Source organism: Nocardia sp. NPDC050412, from assembly GCF_044458825.1.
Taxonomy (GTDB): domain Bacteria; phylum Actinomycetota; class Actinomycetes; order Mycobacteriales; family Mycobacteriaceae; genus Nocardia.
Genome location: NZ_JBITIJ010000002.1, coordinates 473,964 through 491,632 on the forward strand (window position 1 = coordinate 473,964; position 17,669 = coordinate 491,632).

General features: G+C 66.6%; 16 protein-coding genes and 1 pseudogene. 5 read left to right on the forward strand and 12 right to left on the reverse strand.

Going from position 1 to position 17,669, the window contains the following annotated elements:
* Positions 1-88: 88 nt before the first annotated feature.
* The 11 genes and pseudogenes from ACIBI6_RS06245 to ACIBI6_RS06295 form a co-directional block, all read right to left on the reverse strand.
* Positions 89-967: a 3-methyladenine DNA glycosylase gene (locus ACIBI6_RS06245; protein ID WP_396955489.1), complete on the reverse strand. Its 879-nt coding sequence runs from the start codon at positions 965-967 to the stop codon at positions 89-91.
* The gene (locus ACIBI6_RS06250) at positions 964-2,028 is read right to left on the reverse strand and encodes a hemolysin family protein (protein WP_396955490.1); all 1,065 of its coding nucleotides are present in this window, start codon (positions 2,026-2,028) and stop codon (positions 964-966) included. Before ACIBI6_RS06250 ends, ACIBI6_RS06245 begins: the two co-directional genes overlap by 4 nt.
* Positions 2,021-3,394 (reverse strand): hemolysin family protein, encoded by a 1,374-nt coding sequence (locus ACIBI6_RS06255; protein ID WP_364343837.1) that lies wholly within the window; start codon positions 3,392-3,394, stop codon positions 2,021-2,023. The genes ACIBI6_RS06250 and ACIBI6_RS06255 overlap by 8 nt, the downstream gene beginning before the upstream one ends.
* A 784-nt stretch (positions 3,395-4,178) precedes the next feature.
* The gene (locus tag ACIBI6_RS06260; RefSeq protein WP_396955491.1) at positions 4,179-5,615 is read right to left on the reverse strand and encodes a GuaB1 family IMP dehydrogenase-related protein; all 1,437 of its coding nucleotides are present in this window, start codon (positions 5,613-5,615) and stop codon (positions 4,179-4,181) included.
* A 166-nt stretch (positions 5,616-5,781) separates the two neighbouring features.
* Entirely contained in the window at positions 5,782-6,627 is an 846-nt protein-coding gene (locus ACIBI6_RS06265; RefSeq protein ID WP_364347875.1) for a DMT family transporter, read from the reverse strand.
* Positions 6,628-7,012: 385 nt separating this feature from the next.
* A pseudogene (locus ACIBI6_RS06270) lies at positions 7,013-8,395 on the reverse strand (DEAD/DEAH box helicase); the annotation flags it as partial.
* A gap of 123 nt (positions 8,396-8,518) precedes the next feature.
* A complete protein-coding gene (locus tag ACIBI6_RS06275) occupies positions 8,519-9,457 on the reverse strand; it encodes a M56 family metallopeptidase (RefSeq protein ID WP_396955492.1) in 939 nt (312 codons plus the stop codon).
* A 64-nt stretch (positions 9,458-9,521) separates the two neighbouring features.
* Positions 9,522-9,914 carry a BlaI/MecI/CopY family transcriptional regulator gene (locus ACIBI6_RS06280; RefSeq protein WP_364347868.1) on the reverse strand — a complete coding sequence of 131 codons (393 nt, stop codon included), beginning with the start codon at positions 9,912-9,914 and terminating at the stop codon, positions 9,522-9,524.
* A 70-nt stretch (positions 9,915-9,984) separates the two neighbouring features.
* Entirely contained in the window at positions 9,985-10,800 is an 816-nt protein-coding gene (locus tag ACIBI6_RS06285; RefSeq protein WP_396955493.1) for an ABC transporter ATP-binding protein, read from the reverse strand.
* Positions 10,797-11,951, reverse strand: a complete 1,155-nt coding sequence (locus ACIBI6_RS06290) for a FecCD family ABC transporter permease (protein WP_396955494.1) — start codon at positions 11,949-11,951, stop codon at positions 10,797-10,799. The genes ACIBI6_RS06285 and ACIBI6_RS06290 overlap by 4 nt, the downstream gene beginning before the upstream one ends.
* Positions 11,952-12,006: 55 nt before the next feature.
* Complete coding sequence (locus ACIBI6_RS06295; RefSeq protein ID WP_396955495.1) at positions 12,007-13,080, reverse strand: FecCD family ABC transporter permease; 1,074 nt, start codon at positions 13,078-13,080, stop codon at positions 12,007-12,009.
* A 108-nt stretch (positions 13,081-13,188) separates the two neighbouring features.
* On the opposite strand from ACIBI6_RS06295, the gene ACIBI6_RS06300 reads away from it, so the two are divergent.
* Positions 13,189-13,902: a hypothetical protein gene (locus ACIBI6_RS06300; RefSeq protein WP_396955496.1), complete on the forward strand. Its 714-nt coding sequence runs from the start codon at positions 13,189-13,191 to the stop codon at positions 13,900-13,902.
* A 6-nt stretch (positions 13,903-13,908) separates the two neighbouring features.
* Here ACIBI6_RS06300 and ACIBI6_RS06305 read toward each other — a convergent pair whose 3' ends face one another.
* Positions 13,909-14,412 carry a nitroreductase family protein gene (locus ACIBI6_RS06305; protein WP_396955497.1) on the reverse strand — a complete coding sequence of 168 codons (504 nt, stop codon included), beginning with the start codon at positions 14,410-14,412 and terminating at the stop codon, positions 13,909-13,911.
* A 287-nt stretch (positions 14,413-14,699) separates the two neighbouring features.
* On the opposite strand from ACIBI6_RS06305, the gene ACIBI6_RS06310 reads away from it, so the two are divergent.
* From ACIBI6_RS06310 to ACIBI6_RS06325, 4 genes are all read left to right on the forward strand, one after another.
* The gene (locus ACIBI6_RS06310) at positions 14,700-15,098 is read left to right on the forward strand and encodes a PaaI family thioesterase (protein ID WP_396955606.1); all 399 of its coding nucleotides are present in this window, start codon (positions 14,700-14,702) and stop codon (positions 15,096-15,098) included.
* A gap of 67 nt (positions 15,099-15,165) precedes the next feature.
* Positions 15,166-15,468 carry an urease subunit gamma gene (locus ACIBI6_RS06315; protein WP_364347853.1) on the forward strand — a complete coding sequence of 101 codons (303 nt, stop codon included), beginning with the start codon at positions 15,166-15,168 and terminating at the stop codon, positions 15,466-15,468.
* Positions 15,469-15,475: 7 nt separating this feature from the next.
* Positions 15,476-15,793: an urease subunit beta gene (locus ACIBI6_RS06320; RefSeq protein ID WP_396955498.1), complete on the forward strand. Its 318-nt coding sequence runs from the start codon at positions 15,476-15,478 to the stop codon at positions 15,791-15,793.
* Positions 15,790-17,511: an urease subunit alpha gene (locus ACIBI6_RS06325; RefSeq protein ID WP_396955499.1), complete on the forward strand. Its 1,722-nt coding sequence runs from the start codon at positions 15,790-15,792 to the stop codon at positions 17,509-17,511. Before ACIBI6_RS06320 ends, ACIBI6_RS06325 begins: the two co-directional genes overlap by 4 nt.
* Positions 17,512-17,669: the final 158 nt, after the last annotated feature.

Below are 17,669 nucleotides of genomic sequence, written 5' to 3' on the forward strand. Positions count from 1 at the left end.
ATTAACTGACTGAATGGTATTAACAGGCGGTAACTTAAAGGTGGGTTTTGGCGGAAATGCCAGGTAATCAGCCTGGTTCGGCGCCACGCTAGCTGGCGGTGAGTGGCTCGGTGTCGTATCTCAGTAGCGATGTGCAGACGTCGAGCAGGGACTGTCTGAGTCCCGACGACCGCTCGGCCAATTCCGATTGCGCCCGGACGTATTCGGCACGCCCCGCCGGTGTTTCGATGCGGACCGGATCGTAGCCGTAGTCGGTGAGGTCGTACGGGCTGGCGCACATGTCGAGTTCGCGTGCGGCGCAGGCGAATTCGAAGTAGTCGAGCAATAGGTCGGAGGAGAGGAGCGGGGTCAGTTTGAAACCCCATTTGTAGAGGTCCATATTGGCGTGCAGGCAGCCGGGCTGTTCGCGGGCGACCTGGTCGGCGCGCGTCAATGGCTCCGCGTTGCGGCCGACGGCGTCCGGGGTGAAGAAACGGAATGCGTCGAAGTGTGTGCAGCGCAAAGACATAGATTCGACGACCGCGTCGGTGCCGGTGCCGCCCAGTCGCAGCGGCACCTGTTGGTGGCGGACCTCGTCGGTTTTGTACACCATTGCCCACTCGTGCAGGCCGAAGCAGGACAGCTGTGCTGGCCGGGATGCGGTGGCGTGCAGCAGTTTTGCGATGAATTCGATGGTGCCGCGACGCCGCTGGATGAATGCGGGGTCGGCAGTGTAGACAGCCGCGCCGTGCTGGTGATACCCACGAGCCCCGTCGTACTCCCGCGCGCCTGTCAAAGCGATACCGAATCCCGGGTGCCAGCGCCGCAATTGGGCAGGCTTATGTCCGTAATACGTGAACAGAAAATCGATCACCGGATGTGACGAGCCCGCCGCGCGCCGTTCCAGATACGGTCCGACGAGCTCGTCCAGCCGAGCCCGGTGCGCGGCGGCACTGGCCCGCCACTCGGACTCGGCCAGCACGATCATTCGATCACCCGGTGCGTCCCGTCGCGCACGGTGCCGACGAACTCTTCCACCAGATCCTCCAGCGCCACAATGCCCACCGTATTGCCGCGGGTATCCACGACACGGCCGAGATGTGAGTTCGTGCGCCGCAAGCGGGCCAGCGCCTCGTACAGGGGAGTACCGGCGCTCACCGTCGGCAGTGGGCGAATATCGGTGCGCGGGATGGGCGTATTCGGTCCCGCGCTTTCGTCGGCGACCTTGTCGAGCACATCCTTCACATGCAGATACCCGACCAGCGAACCGTCGCTCGCGCGCACCGGATACCGGGAGAAACCGGTTTCGGCGACCGCGGTTTCGATATCACCGAGCGTGGTGCCATTGCCGCGCAGCGGAACCGAGCGGGCCGTCGCCAACTGCACCATTACATCGCCGACCACCCGATCGGAGGTACCGAGCGCCTGGGTGAGGCGGCGGTGCTCCTCTTCGTCGAGCAGTCCCTCCGAACGCGATTCACCGATCATCTCGGCGAGCTCCACACTGGAGACCGTCGCCTGCAGCTCGTCCTTCGGCTCGATCCGCAACATGCGCAGCGACAGATTCGCGGCCAGGTTGTAGAGGGCGATGAGCGGACGCGCCAACCGCAACCACATCAGATGCACCGGAACCAGCAGCAGCGCACTGCGTTCCGGTCCGGCCAGCGCGATATTCTTCGGAATCATCTCGCCGAACAGAATGTGCAGGATCACCACGATCGCCAGCGCGATGGCGAAGGCCACCGGATGCAGCAGCTGTTCGGGCAGGCCGACCAGCTCGAACGGCCCCTGCAATAGATGCGCCACCGCGGGTTCGCCGACCCGGCCGAGCAGGATCGAGCAGATGGTGATGCCGAGTTGCGCGGCGGCCAGCATCATGGACAGGTTCTCGCCGGCCCGGATCACCGTGTGCGCCTTGCGCTTTCCCTGAGCGGCGAGCGCCTCGAGCCGGTCCCGACGGGCCGAGATGAGCGCGAATTCGGCGGCGACGAAGAAAGCATTGCAGGCCAGCAGTACCACCGTGAACAGGACGCCGAGGAGATCAGCCATGGCTGTTCTCCTTCAGTGCGGCGGCCGCGACCGGGACCAGCCGGATCCGATCGATGCGCCGCCCGTCCATCCGTTCGACCTTTGCGATCCAGCCGCCGTCATCGTCGTTCGAATAGCGGTGCGTGGACCGTGGATTCGGCAGCACCACCTCATCGCCCATGACCGGAATGCGGCCGAGTCGGGTGAGCACCAGACCGCCGAGGGTTTCGTATTCGCCCTCGGGCGCGTCGTAGCCGGTGGCGCGGGAGACCTCGTCGATGCGTAGCAGCCCCGAGCAGTCCCAGCCGTCGGCGACCCGGCGGACATCGCGTTCTTCCTCATCGTGCTCATCGCGGACATCGCCGAGGATTTCCTCGATGAGATCCTCCATGGTCACGATGCCCGCGGTGCCGCCGTATTCGTCCACCACCAGCGCGACCTGCATGCCGTCGGCGCGTACCCGTTCGAGCACCTCGTCGCCGTCGAGGCTGGCGGGCACGATCGGCACCGGCCGGGCGAGCAGATGCAGCGGGATGGTGTTGCGGACATTCGCCGGATGGGTGAACGCCTGTTTGACGTGCACCACGCCGAGGGTGTTGTCCAGATCGCCGTCGATTATCGGGAAGCGCGAGTAACCGGTGCGGCTGGCGGCCGCGATCAGATCGGCGATGGTGTCGGACTTGTCCAGGGATTCGATCTTGACCCGCGGTGTCATCAGCTCCTCGGCGCTGCGCTCACCGAATTGCAGTGAGCGGTCGACCAGCTGCGCGGTGCGGTGATCCAGCGCGCCGCGCAGCGCGGAAGTACGCACCAGCGAGCCGAGTTCCTGCGGGGAGCGCGCCGAACGCAACTCCTCGGCCGGTTCCACACCCAGCCGGCGGACCACCCAGTTGGCGGTGCCGTTGAGGAAGTGAATCATCCACTTGAACACCACCGAGAAGGCGATCATCGGGCCGGCGGTCACCCGCGCGGTGCGCAGCGGCTTCGATATCGCGATGTTCTTCGGGACCAGCTCGCCGTAGATCATCGACAGCGAGGTGGCGAGCAGCAGCGCCAAGGTGAGCGAGATGCCCTGCGACGCACCTTCGCTCAGACCGAGCGCGGTGAACAGCGGCGATAACAGTCGGGCCAGCACGGGTTCGGCGATATAACCCGTGATCAGCGTGGTGATGGTGATACCGAGCTGGGCCCCGGAGAGCTGGAACGACAACGTGGTGTGCGCCTGCCGGACCATGCGCGAGCGGGCATCCCCGACCGTGCGCGCATGCGACTCGACGGTGCTGCGTTCCAATGCGGTGAGTGAGAATTCGGCGGCAACGAACAATGCGGTGCCGGCGGTGAGGGCGATGAACCCGATCAGGCTGAGCACGGTGAGCACGACGGACATCGTCAGCACCACCTGCGAAACATACGATGAGCTGAATCGGATCGGGCGGCTGTGGGACGGAGAGCGCCGGGTTTGTCACCCGGCTCGGTAGAGGAGCCCTCCTGTGCGGCGCCCTCGGACGCGGGTGACAACTTGTTCCTCTCGGCAAATGGGTTCGTGAAGCCGGAAACCGGCAACCCCTATGCTACCGGCTCTGTCTAATGGCAGCGCCTTCGGCGCTGCGGGTTCGCGGCCCCCTGGTGTCTCGCGTCCGAGCCGTCGAGACTCGCGACTTCGTCGCATGCGCTTCGACGGCTCGGACGCGAGACGGGCCGCGAACGGGTCGCTCGTAAGACTCGCTCCGTGGTGGTTGGTGATGACGGGACGTTCGGCACCTGATGCACGCGTGCTGGAAGGGCGAGTCTCGCGACTTCGTCGCATGCGCTTCGACGGCTCGGACGCGAGACGGGCCGCAAACGGTCGCTCGTAAGACTCGCTCCGTGGTGGTCGCCCGCGACGGGGCGTTCGGCACCTGGTGCACGCGTGCCGAAAGGGCGAGTCTCGCGAGTTCGTCGCATGCGCTTCGACGGCTCGGACGCGAGACGGGCCGCGAGCGGTTGCTGGTAAGACTCACTCCGTCGTAGTTGGTTGTGGCGGGAAGCCGCCGTCGTCAGCCATCGCTGAGCAGGGAATATTGACTGTTGGGTGAGCTGCCTGTTCGTGAGGGGGTTATCGGTTGTTGGGGCGAGCTGCCCTTGCGCGAGGGGCTACCGGCTGTTCGGCTGGGCTGCCCGTTCGCCAGGGACTACCAGCCGCTCGGCAGTGGGCGCCCTTCCGCAAAACCCGCTGCTGACTGGACGCCGAGGACCGCCTTGTCGTGGAACTCCGAGAGGCTGCGGGCACCCGCATAGGTGCATGCACTGCGGACGCCGGAGCAGATGTGGTCGATGAGATCCTCGACGCCGGGGCGTTCCGGATCCAGGCGCATGCGCGAGCTGGAGATGCCCTCCTCGAACAGTGCCTTGCGGGCGCGGTCGAAGCCGCTGTCGGTGGCGGTGCGTGCGGCGACGGCGCGCTTGGAGGCCATGCCGAAACTCTCCTTGTAGGCATTGCCGTCGCGGTCCACGCGCAGGTCGCCGGGGGATTCGTAGGTACCGGCGAACCAGGAGCCGATCATCACATTGGACGCGCCCGCGGCAAGTGCGAGAGCGACGTCGCGCGGGTGCCGGACGCCGCCGTCGGCCCAAATGTGCACGCCGAGTTCCTTTGCGGCGGTGGCGCATTCGGCCACCGCGGAGAACTGCGGACGGCCGACGCCGGTCATCATGCGGGTGGTGCACATGGCACCGGGGCCGACACCGACCTTGATGATGTCCGCGCCCGCGGCGGCCAGATCGCGGGTGCCCTGTGCGGAGACCACATTGCCGGCGACCAATGGCACACCGAGGCCGAGATCGCGGATGGTGCTGAGGGTTTCGAGCATCTTGGCCTGGTGGCCGTGGGCGGTATCGATGACGAGCAGGTCCGCGCCCGCGTCGACGAGCGCCTTGGCCTTGGCCGCCACATCGCCGTTGATGCCGACCGCGGTGGCCACCCGCAAATGGTTATCGGCATCGACATTCGGCTGGTAGATCCCGGCGCGGACGGCGCCGGTACGAGTCATCACGCCCGCGAGGCTGCCGTCTTCGGCGATGAGCACGGCGAGCTGCGCGTGCTCGGCCTCGAGCAGATCGAACAGATCGCGCGGCGAGGTGCTGGCCGGTGCCTGCACGAAATCGGTGACCGCGACATCGCGCAGTCGGGCGAACCGGTCGACATCGGTGCAGGACGCCTCGGTGACCACGCCGACCGGCTTACCGCCGTCGACGACAACCACCGCGCCGTGGGCGCGCTTGTGCATCAGGGCGACGGCCTCGGAGACCGAACGCTCCGGATCCAGCGTGACCGGGGTATCGGCGGTGAGCGAGCGGCTCTTGACGAACGCGATGGTTTCCGATGCCGCGGCGATCGGGAGATCCTGCGGTAGGACGACAATGCCGCCGCGACGAGCGACCGTCTCGGCCATCCGACGTCCGGCGACCGCGGTCATATTCGCGACGACAATGGGAATGGTGGTGCCGGACCCGTCAACGGTCGACAGATCCACATCGAACCGTGACGCGACATCCGTCGGATTCGGGACGAGGAAGAGGTCGTCGTAGGTCAGGTCGTACGGCGGCTGATGACCAGGGAGAAACTGCACTTAACCGATTCTAACCGGTGCGCCGTACTCCCGTGCAATCACCCAGCATTCGGTCCCGGCCCAGCTCGAGATGTGAGGCGCGGCACCGGAATCAAGATCAGGTGGAATGGCGGCGGCGCTTCTCGGCCGATGCCGCCATGGTTTCCACGTGATCCCGAGCCGTGTGTCATGCCTCGGCTTGGATGCGGGACAGTTGGATTGTGGTCGCGCACATGATGATTACGGCGACGGTGATTACGGCGAGTCCGATGTGATTGGTGCGGAGGCGTTCGTCGAGGACGGTGATGCCGATGAAGGCGGCGGCCAGGGGTTCGGCGATGGTTACGGCGGGCAACGATGCGACCAGGGGGCCGGATTGGAAGGCGCGTTGCTGCAGATAGAGGCCGATCAGGCCGGAGGCCAACAGGGCCCAGGTCTGCCAGCTGCCCGTTACGTGAGTCAGGCCGCCATCGAAGAGTTCGGTTACATACTCGGTGAGCGCGGCGGCCAGACCGAACAGGGCCCCGCCAACGACGCCGAACAGGAGTGCGCGGCGGGTCGGGTCGGAGGTACCGAGGGCGGCGACGACGGCTACCGCCAGCAGACCGACCAGGCCGACCAGCGGCGGGATCCAATCACGCAGGGGCGCATTGGTATTGCCCTCGGACGGATCGCCGACAATCAAGAAGCAGGCAAGCGCCGCCGCGAGGGCGATGGCGGTCGCCCACGTGCGCGGCGTGACGCGGCGGTGGTTGATCCGGGCGGAGAGCGGGAGCGCGAAGACCAACATGCTCACCAGAATTGGCTGGACGAGCAGCACCGCACCCAGAGCCAGGGCGGCGACCTGCATCGCGAAGCCGCCCGCGTCACCGACGATTCCGGCCCACCAGCGCGGATTGCGGATCAGCGAACGAATGAGCGACTCGTCCTCCGGAACCGCGGACGCCGCATGCTGCTGCGTGACCGCGGCCACTGCGAAGAGCAATGCCGAGATCAGTGCACAGACGACCGCACCCACCTGATGATTCGCCACCAGGCTAGTTTGCCCCCCGATTGCGGCCGCCCGGCACCCCCTGCGCGCGTCCGGCGCGTCGACGCGTACGGCCGGGCGTGTCGCCGCTGGTCGCAGCGGTGCGGCCGGACGCGGCACCGCGACCGGAGGTGGCTCCTGTGCCATGGCTGGCCGATGCGCCACGCGCGGATGAGCCCGTTCCGTGGGCTGTCTTTACCGACCCGGCAGCACGACCCGGCGCGGCTGATGCCGCGCTCGCGGTCCGCGCTGGAGCCGTCTTCGCGCCGCGGCCCGGGGCCGCCGTTGCTACGCCTGCGGTTCGACCCGCGGCAGGCGCGGCCGTCGACCCACGTCCCGGCGTTCCGGCTCCGCGCCGACTCGACGTCGCGGTCGATCCGGACGAACCACCCGAAGATTTCTTCGCATCCCCGGCGCGAGCGCTCGAACCGGCACTACGCCGCCCGGCACCAGCTGAGCCCGCACCGCCCGAGCGTGCGCCACGACCACGACCACCCGCGCCTGCACCACCCGACCGGCGGCTCGACCTACCGACCTGCAACTCACCTTCGTCGCCCACCGTGACTGCCGAGTTCGCCGCCACGATCGGCACACCGGATGGCTGCTTCGCACCGGTGATCTGGATCAACCGCCGATCACCCGGACGGATCTGCACGCCGTCGACATCGACGCCCGCCTTGCGGGTCATCTTCTCGACCTCGGCGCGCTCCTCCTCGGTGACCAGCGTAACGACGACGCCGTCCTCACCGGCGCGGGCGGTGCGGCCCGCGCGATGCAGGTACGCCTTGGATTCCGCGGGCGGATCCACGTGCACGACAAGGGATATCCCGTCCACGTGGATGCCGCGCGCGGCCACGTCGGTGGTTACCAGTACCGGTGTCGTACCGTCGGCGAATGCGGCCAGGGTCCGCACGCGGTTGTTCTGTGCCTTACCGCCGTGCAGCGCGCCCGCGGCGATGCCCGCCGCGCGCAACTGCTTGGCTAGTCGGTCCGCACCGTGTTTGGTGCGCACGAACATGATCGTCAGCCCGTCGCGGGCGGCGATCTGCGCGGTGATCTCGCGCTTGTCGGCCTTGCGCAGGTACAGCAGGTGATGCGACATCGTCGCGACCGAGGCCGACGGCGGCGCGGTGGAATGGGTGACCGGGGAGCGCAGGTAGCGCTTGACCAGCTTGTCGACCTCACCGTCGAGGGTGGCCGAAAACAGCAGGCGCTGACCATCTTTCGGTGTCCGGTCGAGCAGCTTGGTGACCTGTGGCAGGAAGCCCATATCGGCCATGTGGTCGGCCTCGTCCAGTGCGATGATCCGCACATCGGACAGGTCGGCGGAGCGCTGGTTGATCAGATCTTCCAGCCGTCCAGGCGTAGCGATGAGCAGGTCCACGCCGCGTGCGAGCCGGTCGGCCTGCCGCTTGATCGGCGCGCCGCCGACCACCGAGGCTATCCGCAGCCCAAGCGACAGTGCCGCACTATCCAGCGCCTTTTCGATCTGGGCCGCCAGTTCCCGGGTCGGTACAAGCACCAGACCGCGCGGACGGCCCGGCTTGGACTGGGCACCCGCGAGCAGCGTGAGCATCGGCAGCCCGAAGGCAAGCGTCTTGCCGGAGCCGGTCGGGCCGCGCCCGAGCACATCCTTACCCGCCAGCGCATCGGTCGCGGTCGCGGCCTGGATCGGGAACGGCATCTCGATGCCGTCGCGGCGCAGCGCCTGGACGAGCACTGCGGGTAGGCCCAGATCCGCGAAGGTGGTGGCAGGGGTGGAGGAGGTCAACGGGGTTGTGTGCCTTTCGTGTCTCGGCGCGGGTAGATCCGGGCACGCGTGGTGCCGCCGAGATGGTTGGGCCCGGTCATCGGGTTGCGGTAGGACCGGGTGTGTCGGGGAGAACCGGAGGAATCAGTTACGCAGCAGTCGATCCAGTTCGACCAGCCAGGGTACCGCGACGGCCATGGTCGGGACCACCAGGATGGCCGCCGACCCCAGATACGCCGCCGAGGCGATCCGCAGATCGCCGATCCGTCCACCCAGGCGCTGGATGCGGATCAGGGTGGTCGGTCCGCCTGCGGCGAGCGCACCCTGCGGAGCGGTGGACTTGGCGCATGCGACCAGCGCGCGGGCCAGCGGCTTCGGGCCGGTCACCTTTACCGCCGAGTCATCGGCGAGCAGTTCGATCAGCAGTTTGACCGAGCCGAGCGCGGCCTTGCTGCGCACCACCAGGGGGAAGGCCTCGTGCACTGCGGTGAACGCCTCGAGTACCAGGTCGTGCCGGGCGCGCAGATGCGAGCGCTCATGGCTGACGATGGCGGTGACCTCGGCGTCCTTCAGGCTGGTCAGCGTGCCTTCGCTCAGTACGACCCGCTGGCGCAGGCCGGGTAGGCAGTAGGCGATCGGTTCGGTCGAGGCGAGGACCCGGATATCGGCGGCGCGGCGCTGCGGTCCGCTCTGGTCGAGCAGATCGACGAGCATGCGGTGGCGTGCCCGACGCCTGCGGGTGTGCACACCGACACGCACGATCGCGTACATCAGCCGCGCGCCGACCAGCAGGGTCAGCGCGAAGACGAAGACATAGGCCAGCCACAGCGGCAGTCCGAGCACGTCGATTTCCCGGGCCGGGGAGGTAGTCGGGCGACCGTTCGGTCCGGGAACGAGTAATTGTGCGGCGATGGCCAGGCCCGAGCCGAATGCGCTGAGCACGGCTGCGAGCGCGATGGCCTGCCATAACACGAGCGCGGCGCGCGGTGTCCGATACGGCCAGGTCGCGCGGCTCAGCAGCGCTGGGGCAGGCCCCGCGAGAAGCAAAGCGAGACCGGCGAAGACCGGCGCGGTTGCGTTCATCGACTCAGCTCACTGCGTTGTGGGGCCAGGGCACTCACCTCATTGTGAGGCCAGAATCCCAAGACTACTGCTTCGGCGGCGCAGTATCTTCGGATGCCTCGAGCTTAGCGAGTGCTTCTCGCAACGCATCCGTATCGTCCCTGCCGACCTGTTCGACGAAGTGCACCAGCGCCGCCGCGCGGCTGCCCGCCGCATCGGCCTGCTGCAATGCATCGACCATCAAGCTGGCCACAAGTTCGTCGCGGGTATGCACCGGCGCGTAGCGATGGGCGCGGTCGTCGCGGCGCTGGACCACCAGATTCTTCTTCGCCAGCCGTTGCAGCACCGTCATCACCGTGGTGTACGCGAGCTCACGGCGGGCGGCCAAAGCCTCGTGTACCTGCCGTACGGTTTGCGGCTCGTCATTGGACCACAGTTGGTCCATGACTGCCCTCTCGAGTTCACCAAGTCCTGCCATTCTTCAAGCTTACGGACTCAACGACACAATTGCGTACTACACGCCGTCGTAACTGCCTGATAGCTGTGTGTCATTTGTCATACCCCGGCAAAACGTGCCGGGTACCGATGGGGACGATCATCGGACGGCCGGAGACCGGATCCTCGAGCACCGAGGCGTCGAGGTCGAAGACCTCACGCAGCAGTGTGACATTGATGATATCGGCGGGCGCGCCCTGGGAGACGATGCGCCCGTCGCGCATGACGATGAGCTGGTCGCTGTAGCGAATGGCCAGGTTGAGATCGTGCAGCACCATCACCACGGTGCGCCCGAGGTCGTCGTGCAGTCGGTCGATCAGGTCCAGGACCTCGACCGAATGCGCGAGGTCGAGGTAGGTGGTCGGCTCATCGAGCAGCAGGATATCGGTGCCCTGGGCCAGTGCCATCGAGATCCAGGCGCGCTGGCGCTGACCGCCGGACAATTCGTCGAGTGAGCGATCGGCCAGCTCCGCGATGCCCGTCGCCGCCAGTGCGGACATGAACTCGGCCTCGTCGGTGGCCGACCACTGCCGGATCCAGGACTGATGCGGATGACGCCCACGCGTAACAAGATCCGCCACGGTGAGCCCCTCGGGCGCGACCGGCGATTGCGGGAGCATACCGATGATGCGTGCCACATCCTTGGTCTTCATCGTCGAAATCGCCTTGCCGTCCAAGAGGATTCGGCCCTGACGGGGACGCAGCAGGCGGCCGAGGGAGCGCAGCATGGTCGATTTGCCGCAGCCGTTCGGGCCGATGACGGTGGTGACGACGCCGGGTGCGATATCGATATCGAGTCCGTCGACGATGACGCGGTCGCCGTAGCCGAGGGTGACTTCCTGTGCGGAGAGCCGCGTATCGCTGGTCATGACAGGGTCGCCTTCCGATTCATACGCACGAGCAGGTAAAGCAGGAAGGGTCCGCCGAAGGCGGCGGTCACGACACCGACCGGCAGATCGACCGGAAACAGCGTGCGCGAGGCCACATCCGCGCCGACTACCAGGATGGCACCGATGAGCGCCGAGCCGATGAGCGGTTCGCCAGGAGTTCGCAGTAGGCGGCGGGCGATCTGCGGTGCGGCGAGCGCCACAAAAGTGACCGGACCGACGGCCGCGGTGGCGACGGAGGCGGCCACGACAGCCGCGCCGATCAATAGCGTCTGCTGGGTCTGGATCCGCACGCCCAGCACCCGGGTGGTATCGGTGCCCAGACGCAGTGCGGCAAGGGTTCTCGCGGAGGTCACAGCGGTCACGAGGACCACGGCCAGTGCTACTGCGGCCGGGACGAGTTCGGTCCGATCCGCGCTGTTGAGTGAGCCATTGAGCCAGAGTTGGGCACGGGCCGCATCCTGCAGGCTGGCGCGGGTGAGCAGAAAGCTGATGCCGGACAACAGCAATGCGTTCACACCGATGCCGATCAGCACCAGTCGCATCGGCGTGACCCCGCGGTCGCCGGTCACGCTGCGACCCCAGGCGAGGAGGTAGATCACGACCGCAGTGAGCAGACCGCCGGTCAGTGCCGCCAGCGGCGCGCCGACGCTCGCGGCGAGTCCCGTTGTCGCGCCCCCGGTTCCGACCAGGACTGCGACCGCGCCGAGGCTCGAGCCGGTGGTGATGCCGAGCATATCCGGTGCGGCGAGCGGGTTGTGCAGGATCGATTGGGTGATCGCGCCCGCGATGCCGAGTGCCGCACCGACTACCGCGGCCGTGAGCGCGCGCGGCAATCGGGACTCCAGCACGATGAAGCGCTGGGATCGGGTGCCGCCGCCGCTGAGCACATCCAGTACCCGGCCGATCGGAATGTGGGTGTCGCCGAAGGTGATATCGAGGCAGAACAGCGTGAGCACTGTCGCGGCCAACACAAGAACTATGAGCGCCATGGTTGGGCGCAGCACAATCGACACCGGACCGACGCGCAAGGCGGGACGAATACGTCCTGAAGGTGCTGTTTCGGCCGGAGACCGGCTGGTGCCGGTCGCGGTGCCAGCCGGAGAGGTTTCGTCCATGATTCGTTCGGTCATGAATGTTTCCCGGCGGCCCGCAAATCCGTTCGCGACGATCGCCGTGAGATCTGCTTCACAGGCTCACCAGCTTCTTGCGACGAACGAGCAGGATGAAGAACGGTGCACCGAGGGCCGAGATCATCACGCCGACCTGTAATTCGCCCGGTCGCGCGACAATTCGTCCAACCACATCGGCGAAAAGCAGCAGCAGTGCACCGAGCAGTCCGGAGTACGGGATCAGCCAGCGATAGTCGGGCCCGGTGAAAACCCGTGCGACGTGCGGCACTATCAATCCGATGAATGTGATCGGGCCGACCGCCGCCGTCGCGGCACCACACAGCAATACGATCGCGGCCAGGCCGAGCGCACGACTGCGTCCGATATGCACGCCGAGTCCGCGCGCGACCTCGTCACCGAGGCTCAGCAGATTCAGTCCCGGCGCAGCCGCCACGGCCAGCGCCACGCCGATCGCCAAGAACGGCAGCACCTGCCAGAACACCTCGGCATCGCGCCCGTTCACCGTGCCGACCACCCAGAATCGGTAGGTGTCCAGCGCCGCATTGTCCATGAGCACAATGGCATTCGTCATCGCCTGCAGGAGTGCGGTCACGGCGGCACCGGCCAGTACCAGACTGAGTGGACTCACCTTGCCGCCGCCGATCGCGGATACACCGAACACCACAAGCCCCGCGATCAGCGCCCCCGCGAAGGCGAACCAGATGTATTGCTCGGGTGCGGTGAGCGCGAACAGGTAAATGCTCAGTGCCGCAAGCAAGGCCGCGCCCGCATTCAAGCCGAGCAGGCCCGCGTCGGCGAGTGGGTTGCGGGTATAGCCCTGGATCAGCGCACCCGCGATTCCGAGCGCGAGCCCGGTGACCAGTCCAAGCGCGGTGCGCGGCAACCGAAGTCCGCGCACGATCTCCGCTGCGGTCGAGTCCGCGGGGCAGGTGAACGGCCCGCCCGGGCAGGTGAGGGCGTTGTGCACGGCGTCGTAGACGGTGCCGGGGGACAGCGATCGGGTGCCGATGGCGATGCTGGCCGCCGTGGCGACGAGGAGCAGTGCGGTCAACGCGACGAGTCCGAGCTGATGACGGCGCGCCGTATTTGTTCGTCGCGCTCCCAGCGCGATGGTGCCTGATGCCGTCACAGCGACGAACTACTCCTGACTCGATAGGTGGTGTCCGGGTTCTAGGTCTGGTAAGCCTAACCTATCTTTTCAATCCGACCCATCACGGAGCCGACCCGAGGAGGTTCGATGTCCGAGCCAGTCACGACCTACATGCCTCGCCAGTCCCAGGTGGCATTCGGTAGGGCCAGTGCCCGGTTGCGCTCGTTGCAACCAGAACATCCACGGGTATATGCGGTGGCCGCCATGTCCGAGCAGGGCAAACGGAGATGGTGGCGGCTGGCCGACGGGTTGCGCGAGGGACGGATCGAACTGATGTATCGGCGGCACGCCGCGGAGATGATCAGCGCCGATACCGCCGCCGAGGTGGTGGCGACCGCGTTGATCCACGCGGTGATCGGCCGGGTGGTCGCCCTGCTGGTGGCCGAGGGGCGGGTGTGGGATCCGGGTCTCGAGAATCTGTGGCTCCATACCGACAACGACGGCGGAATCGATTGGGCAGGGTTGGCGGACACCACGATTCGCGTGCTCGACGGTGATCGGCTGACCGGGGAGACCGGGGTGGTCACGTTGCCGTGCGAGCAGGCCGTGTACGTCTGGCTCGCGCATCGGTGTGAACCGTCGCTGCGGTTGATTCAGCGGACCTTGGCCGGTTGCGCGGGGCTCGGCGAGCGTCGATTCTGGTCGCTGGTCGGCGAATCCATTGTCGGTGCGGCCACTTACGTGCCGGATCTGGCGCGGACGGATTCGCTGGTCGGTGCGCGCCGGGGTGATGGATTGCTGTCGGCGCTGGAAGAGCGCGGTCTGCCCGTGCGACGCGTTGTGGGTTGCCTGGTTCGATAGCGACGGTCAAGCCCAGGTCAGCAGGGTTGGTCCGGGCAGTCGTCCGGTCGGGATCGCTGATGGACTGCGGTGCCGTTGTGGATCGCGGCGGCCGATGGCAATGGCATGGCGCGGTAGCCACCCGGGTTCGATATCGAGCAGTGCCGCCGCTCGGACGACATTGTCGCCGGGGTGAATTGTGGTCACGCAGGTGCCGAGTCCGTACTCATGGGCTGTCAAGCACAGCGACTGGCAGACGCGACCCATATCGAACTCGGTGTCGGTGAAACCGTTATCCGCCGAAAGTAATACGAGGACCAGCGGCGCCTCGGCCAGATGGCCCGCGTAGTGGCCGAGTTTGCTCAGCTGTATCCGCAGCGTCTCGGTATTCACCGCGATGAATCGCCATGGTTGCCGGTTGCGTGCCGAGCCGGTCCATCGGGCCGTGTCCACGATCTCGGCGATGGTCGTGCGTGGAATGGGTTCCGGCAGAAAGTGTCTGGTCGCCCGCATGGCCTTGATCGAATGCATCACCGCGAGCGTAGTGCGACACGGCAGAAGTTGCTCACTTAGGTAAGCCTGACCTATACTGATTTCGGCGTTGGGATCGGCCGAGTGTTCCGGAGGGCTGCCGTGAACCCCCGATCCACTGCCGCGGCGGGCTCCATGTGCGTGTGGAGCCCGCCGCTCTGCCTCGGCTAGTGAACGCCGAGAAGTAGCCGAGGTGCGAGGGTCGGGACACCCTGTGTCAAGGTGAATGCATGACACAGCAGGAAGTTGCCCAGATTCAGGGGCTGGCCGACGTGACGCCCGAGCTGATGACCGAGCTCAGCAAGAACACCTTCACCGATCTGATCGGACTCGAATTCACCGAGGTCACGCCGGATCGGGTGCGCGGTCAACTCACCGCCGGACCGCAGTTGCTGCAGTTGGCAGGCATTATCAACGGCGGCGTGTACTGCACGATCGTCGAAACGCTGGCCAGCGTCGGCGGCGGCGTCTGGTACAACGCTCAGGGCGATAAGGGCACCGTGGTGGGGGTGAACAACAACACCGACTTTCTGCGTTCGGTCCGCGAGGGCAAGGTCTTCGGCGAGGCGACACCGCTGCACCGCGGCCGCCTGCAGCAGTTGTGGCAGGTCGTGCTGACCGATGACGAGGGTCGCACGGTGGCGCACGGCCAGGTGCGTCTGCAGAATCTGCCCGCCCGGGATTGATCGGCGCTCCCGGAACGGGCGTGCCAGAATTACCGTCACCCTGATCCACGAGCACTGAGGAGCCCGGATGCGACTGTCGCCGCATGAGCAGGAACGGCTGCTGCTGAGCTACGCGGCCGAACTGGCCCGGCGCAGGCAGGCGCGCGGGCTCGCGCTGAACCATCCGGAGGCGATCGCGCTGATCACCGATCATGTGCTCGAGGGTGCGCGCGACGGCCGCACCGTCGCGGAGCTGATGTCTTCGGGGCGGACGGTTCTCACACGCGCCGATGTGATGGAGGGTGTGCCGGAGATGATCCATGACGTCCAGGTCGAGGCCACTTTCCCGGACGGTACCAAGCTGGTCACCGTCCACCATCCGATCGGCTAGGGCGACAATGATTCCGGGCGAATACCTCTGCGCCGAGGGCACCATCGAGTTGAACGCGGGCGTGGACCGCATCGAGCTCGACGTCGTGAATACCGGTGACCGTCCGGTGCAGGTCGGCAGCCATGTGCATTTCCCGCAGGCCAATGTCGCACTGCGTTTCGATCGGTCAGCCGCGCACGGACGTCGGCTCGATATCCCCGCCGGTACCGCAGTGCGCTTCGAACCCGGTCTCGGCCAACGGGTTTCGCTGGTTCCGCTCGGCGGCAGCCGCGAGGTCCACGGCATCAGCCGTAATCCCCCCGGACGTTTGGATGGTGCGTCATGAGTGAGCTGAGCCGGGCGCGCTACGCGGAGCTGTTCGGTCCGACCACCGGGGACCGAATTCGCCTGGCGGACACCGATCTGCTGATCGAGATCACCGAGGACCGCTGCGGCGGACCGGGACTCGCGGGCGACGAGGCCGTCTTCGGTGGCGGCAAGGTGCTGCGCGAATCCATGGGCCAGGCCCGCGCGACGCGCGCCGATGGCACCCCCGACACCGTGATCACCGGCGTGGTCATCATCGATCACTGGGGAATCATCAAGGCCGACGTCGGAATTCGCGACGGGCGCATCAGTGCGATTGGTAAAGCGGGCAATCCGGACACCATGAACGGAGTGCATCCGGATCTGGTGGTCGGCCCGAATACCGAGATCATCGCGGGCAATGGCCGCATCCTCACCGCGGGCGCGATCGACTGTCATGTGCATTTCATCTGTCCGCAGCTGATGGACGAGGCGCTCGGCGGCGGTATCACGACATTGATCGGCGGCGGCACCGGCCCGGCCGAGGGTAGCAAGGCGACCACCGTGACGCCCGGATCCTGGCATCTGGCCCGGATGCTGGAGGCTACCGACGCCTGGCCGCTGAATATCGTGTTGCTCGGCAAGGGCAATACCGTCAGCGCCGAATCCATGTGGGAACAATTGCGTGGTGGCGCAGCGGGTTTCAAGTTGCATGAGGATTGGGGCTCGACCCCCGCCGCGATCGATGCGTGCCTCACCGTCGCCGATGCGGCGGGCGTCCAGGTGGCGCTGCACTCGGACACCCTGAACGAGGCCGGATTCGTCGAGGACACGCTCGGCGCCATCGCGGGCCGCGGCATCCACGCGTATCACACCGAGGGGGCGGGCGGCGGGCACGCGCCAGACATCATCACCGTCGCTTCGCATCTCAATGTGCTGCCCAGCTCGACCAACCCGACCCGACCGCATACGGTCAATACTCTGGACGAGCACTTGGACATGCTCATGGTGTGCCACCACCTCAGCGCGTCCATTCCGGAGGATCTCGCCTTCGCGGAGAGTCGAATCAGGCCATCAACCATCGCCGCCGAGGATCTGCTGCACGATCTGGGCGCTATTTCCATGATCGGCAGCGACTCCCAGGCGATGGGCCGCATCGGCGAGGTCGTCATGCGTACCTGGCAGACCGCGCACGTCATGAAGCGCCGCCGCGGCGCGCTGGACGGCGACGGCGCCGCCGATAACGCCCGTGTACGGCGCTATATCGCGAAATACACCATCTGCCCGGCCATCGCCCATGGACTCGACCACGAAATCGGTTCGGTGGAGGTCGGCAAGCTCGCCGACCTCGTGCTGTGGGATCCAGCGTTCTTCGGTGTTCGCCCGCATGCCGTCCTCAAGGGCGGCGCGATCGCCTGGGCCGCCATGGGCGATGCCAATGCCTCCATACCGACCCCGCAACCGGTGCTGCCGCGACCCATGTTCGGTGCCGCACCACTGGCGGCTGCCGCGACCTCGCTGCACTTCGTCTCCGAACAGGCCATCGAGGACGGCCTCGCCGAACGCTTGGGCCTGCGCCGAAAACTGGCTCCGGTCAAGAACGTTCGTCACGTCACCAAGACGGATATGCCGAACAATGGCGCCATGCCACGGATCGAAGTCGATCCGGATACCTTCACCGTGCGCATCGACGGCGAGGTCTGGACCGAGCAGCCCGCCACCGAGTTGCCCATGGCCCAGCGCTACTTCCTGTTCTGATTGTCGGCGCGAGAAGGGCTGGTTGCCGGGCGCCCTCGTTCACAGCGTAAGTGACACGCATTGGTCTCAGTTCTGCGCACGCGACTGTGTGGGCGGTATGCCCCGCCAGGTTTCCGGGAACGTGGGTGTCGGCCGATCAGTTTCGGCGGTATGCCGGC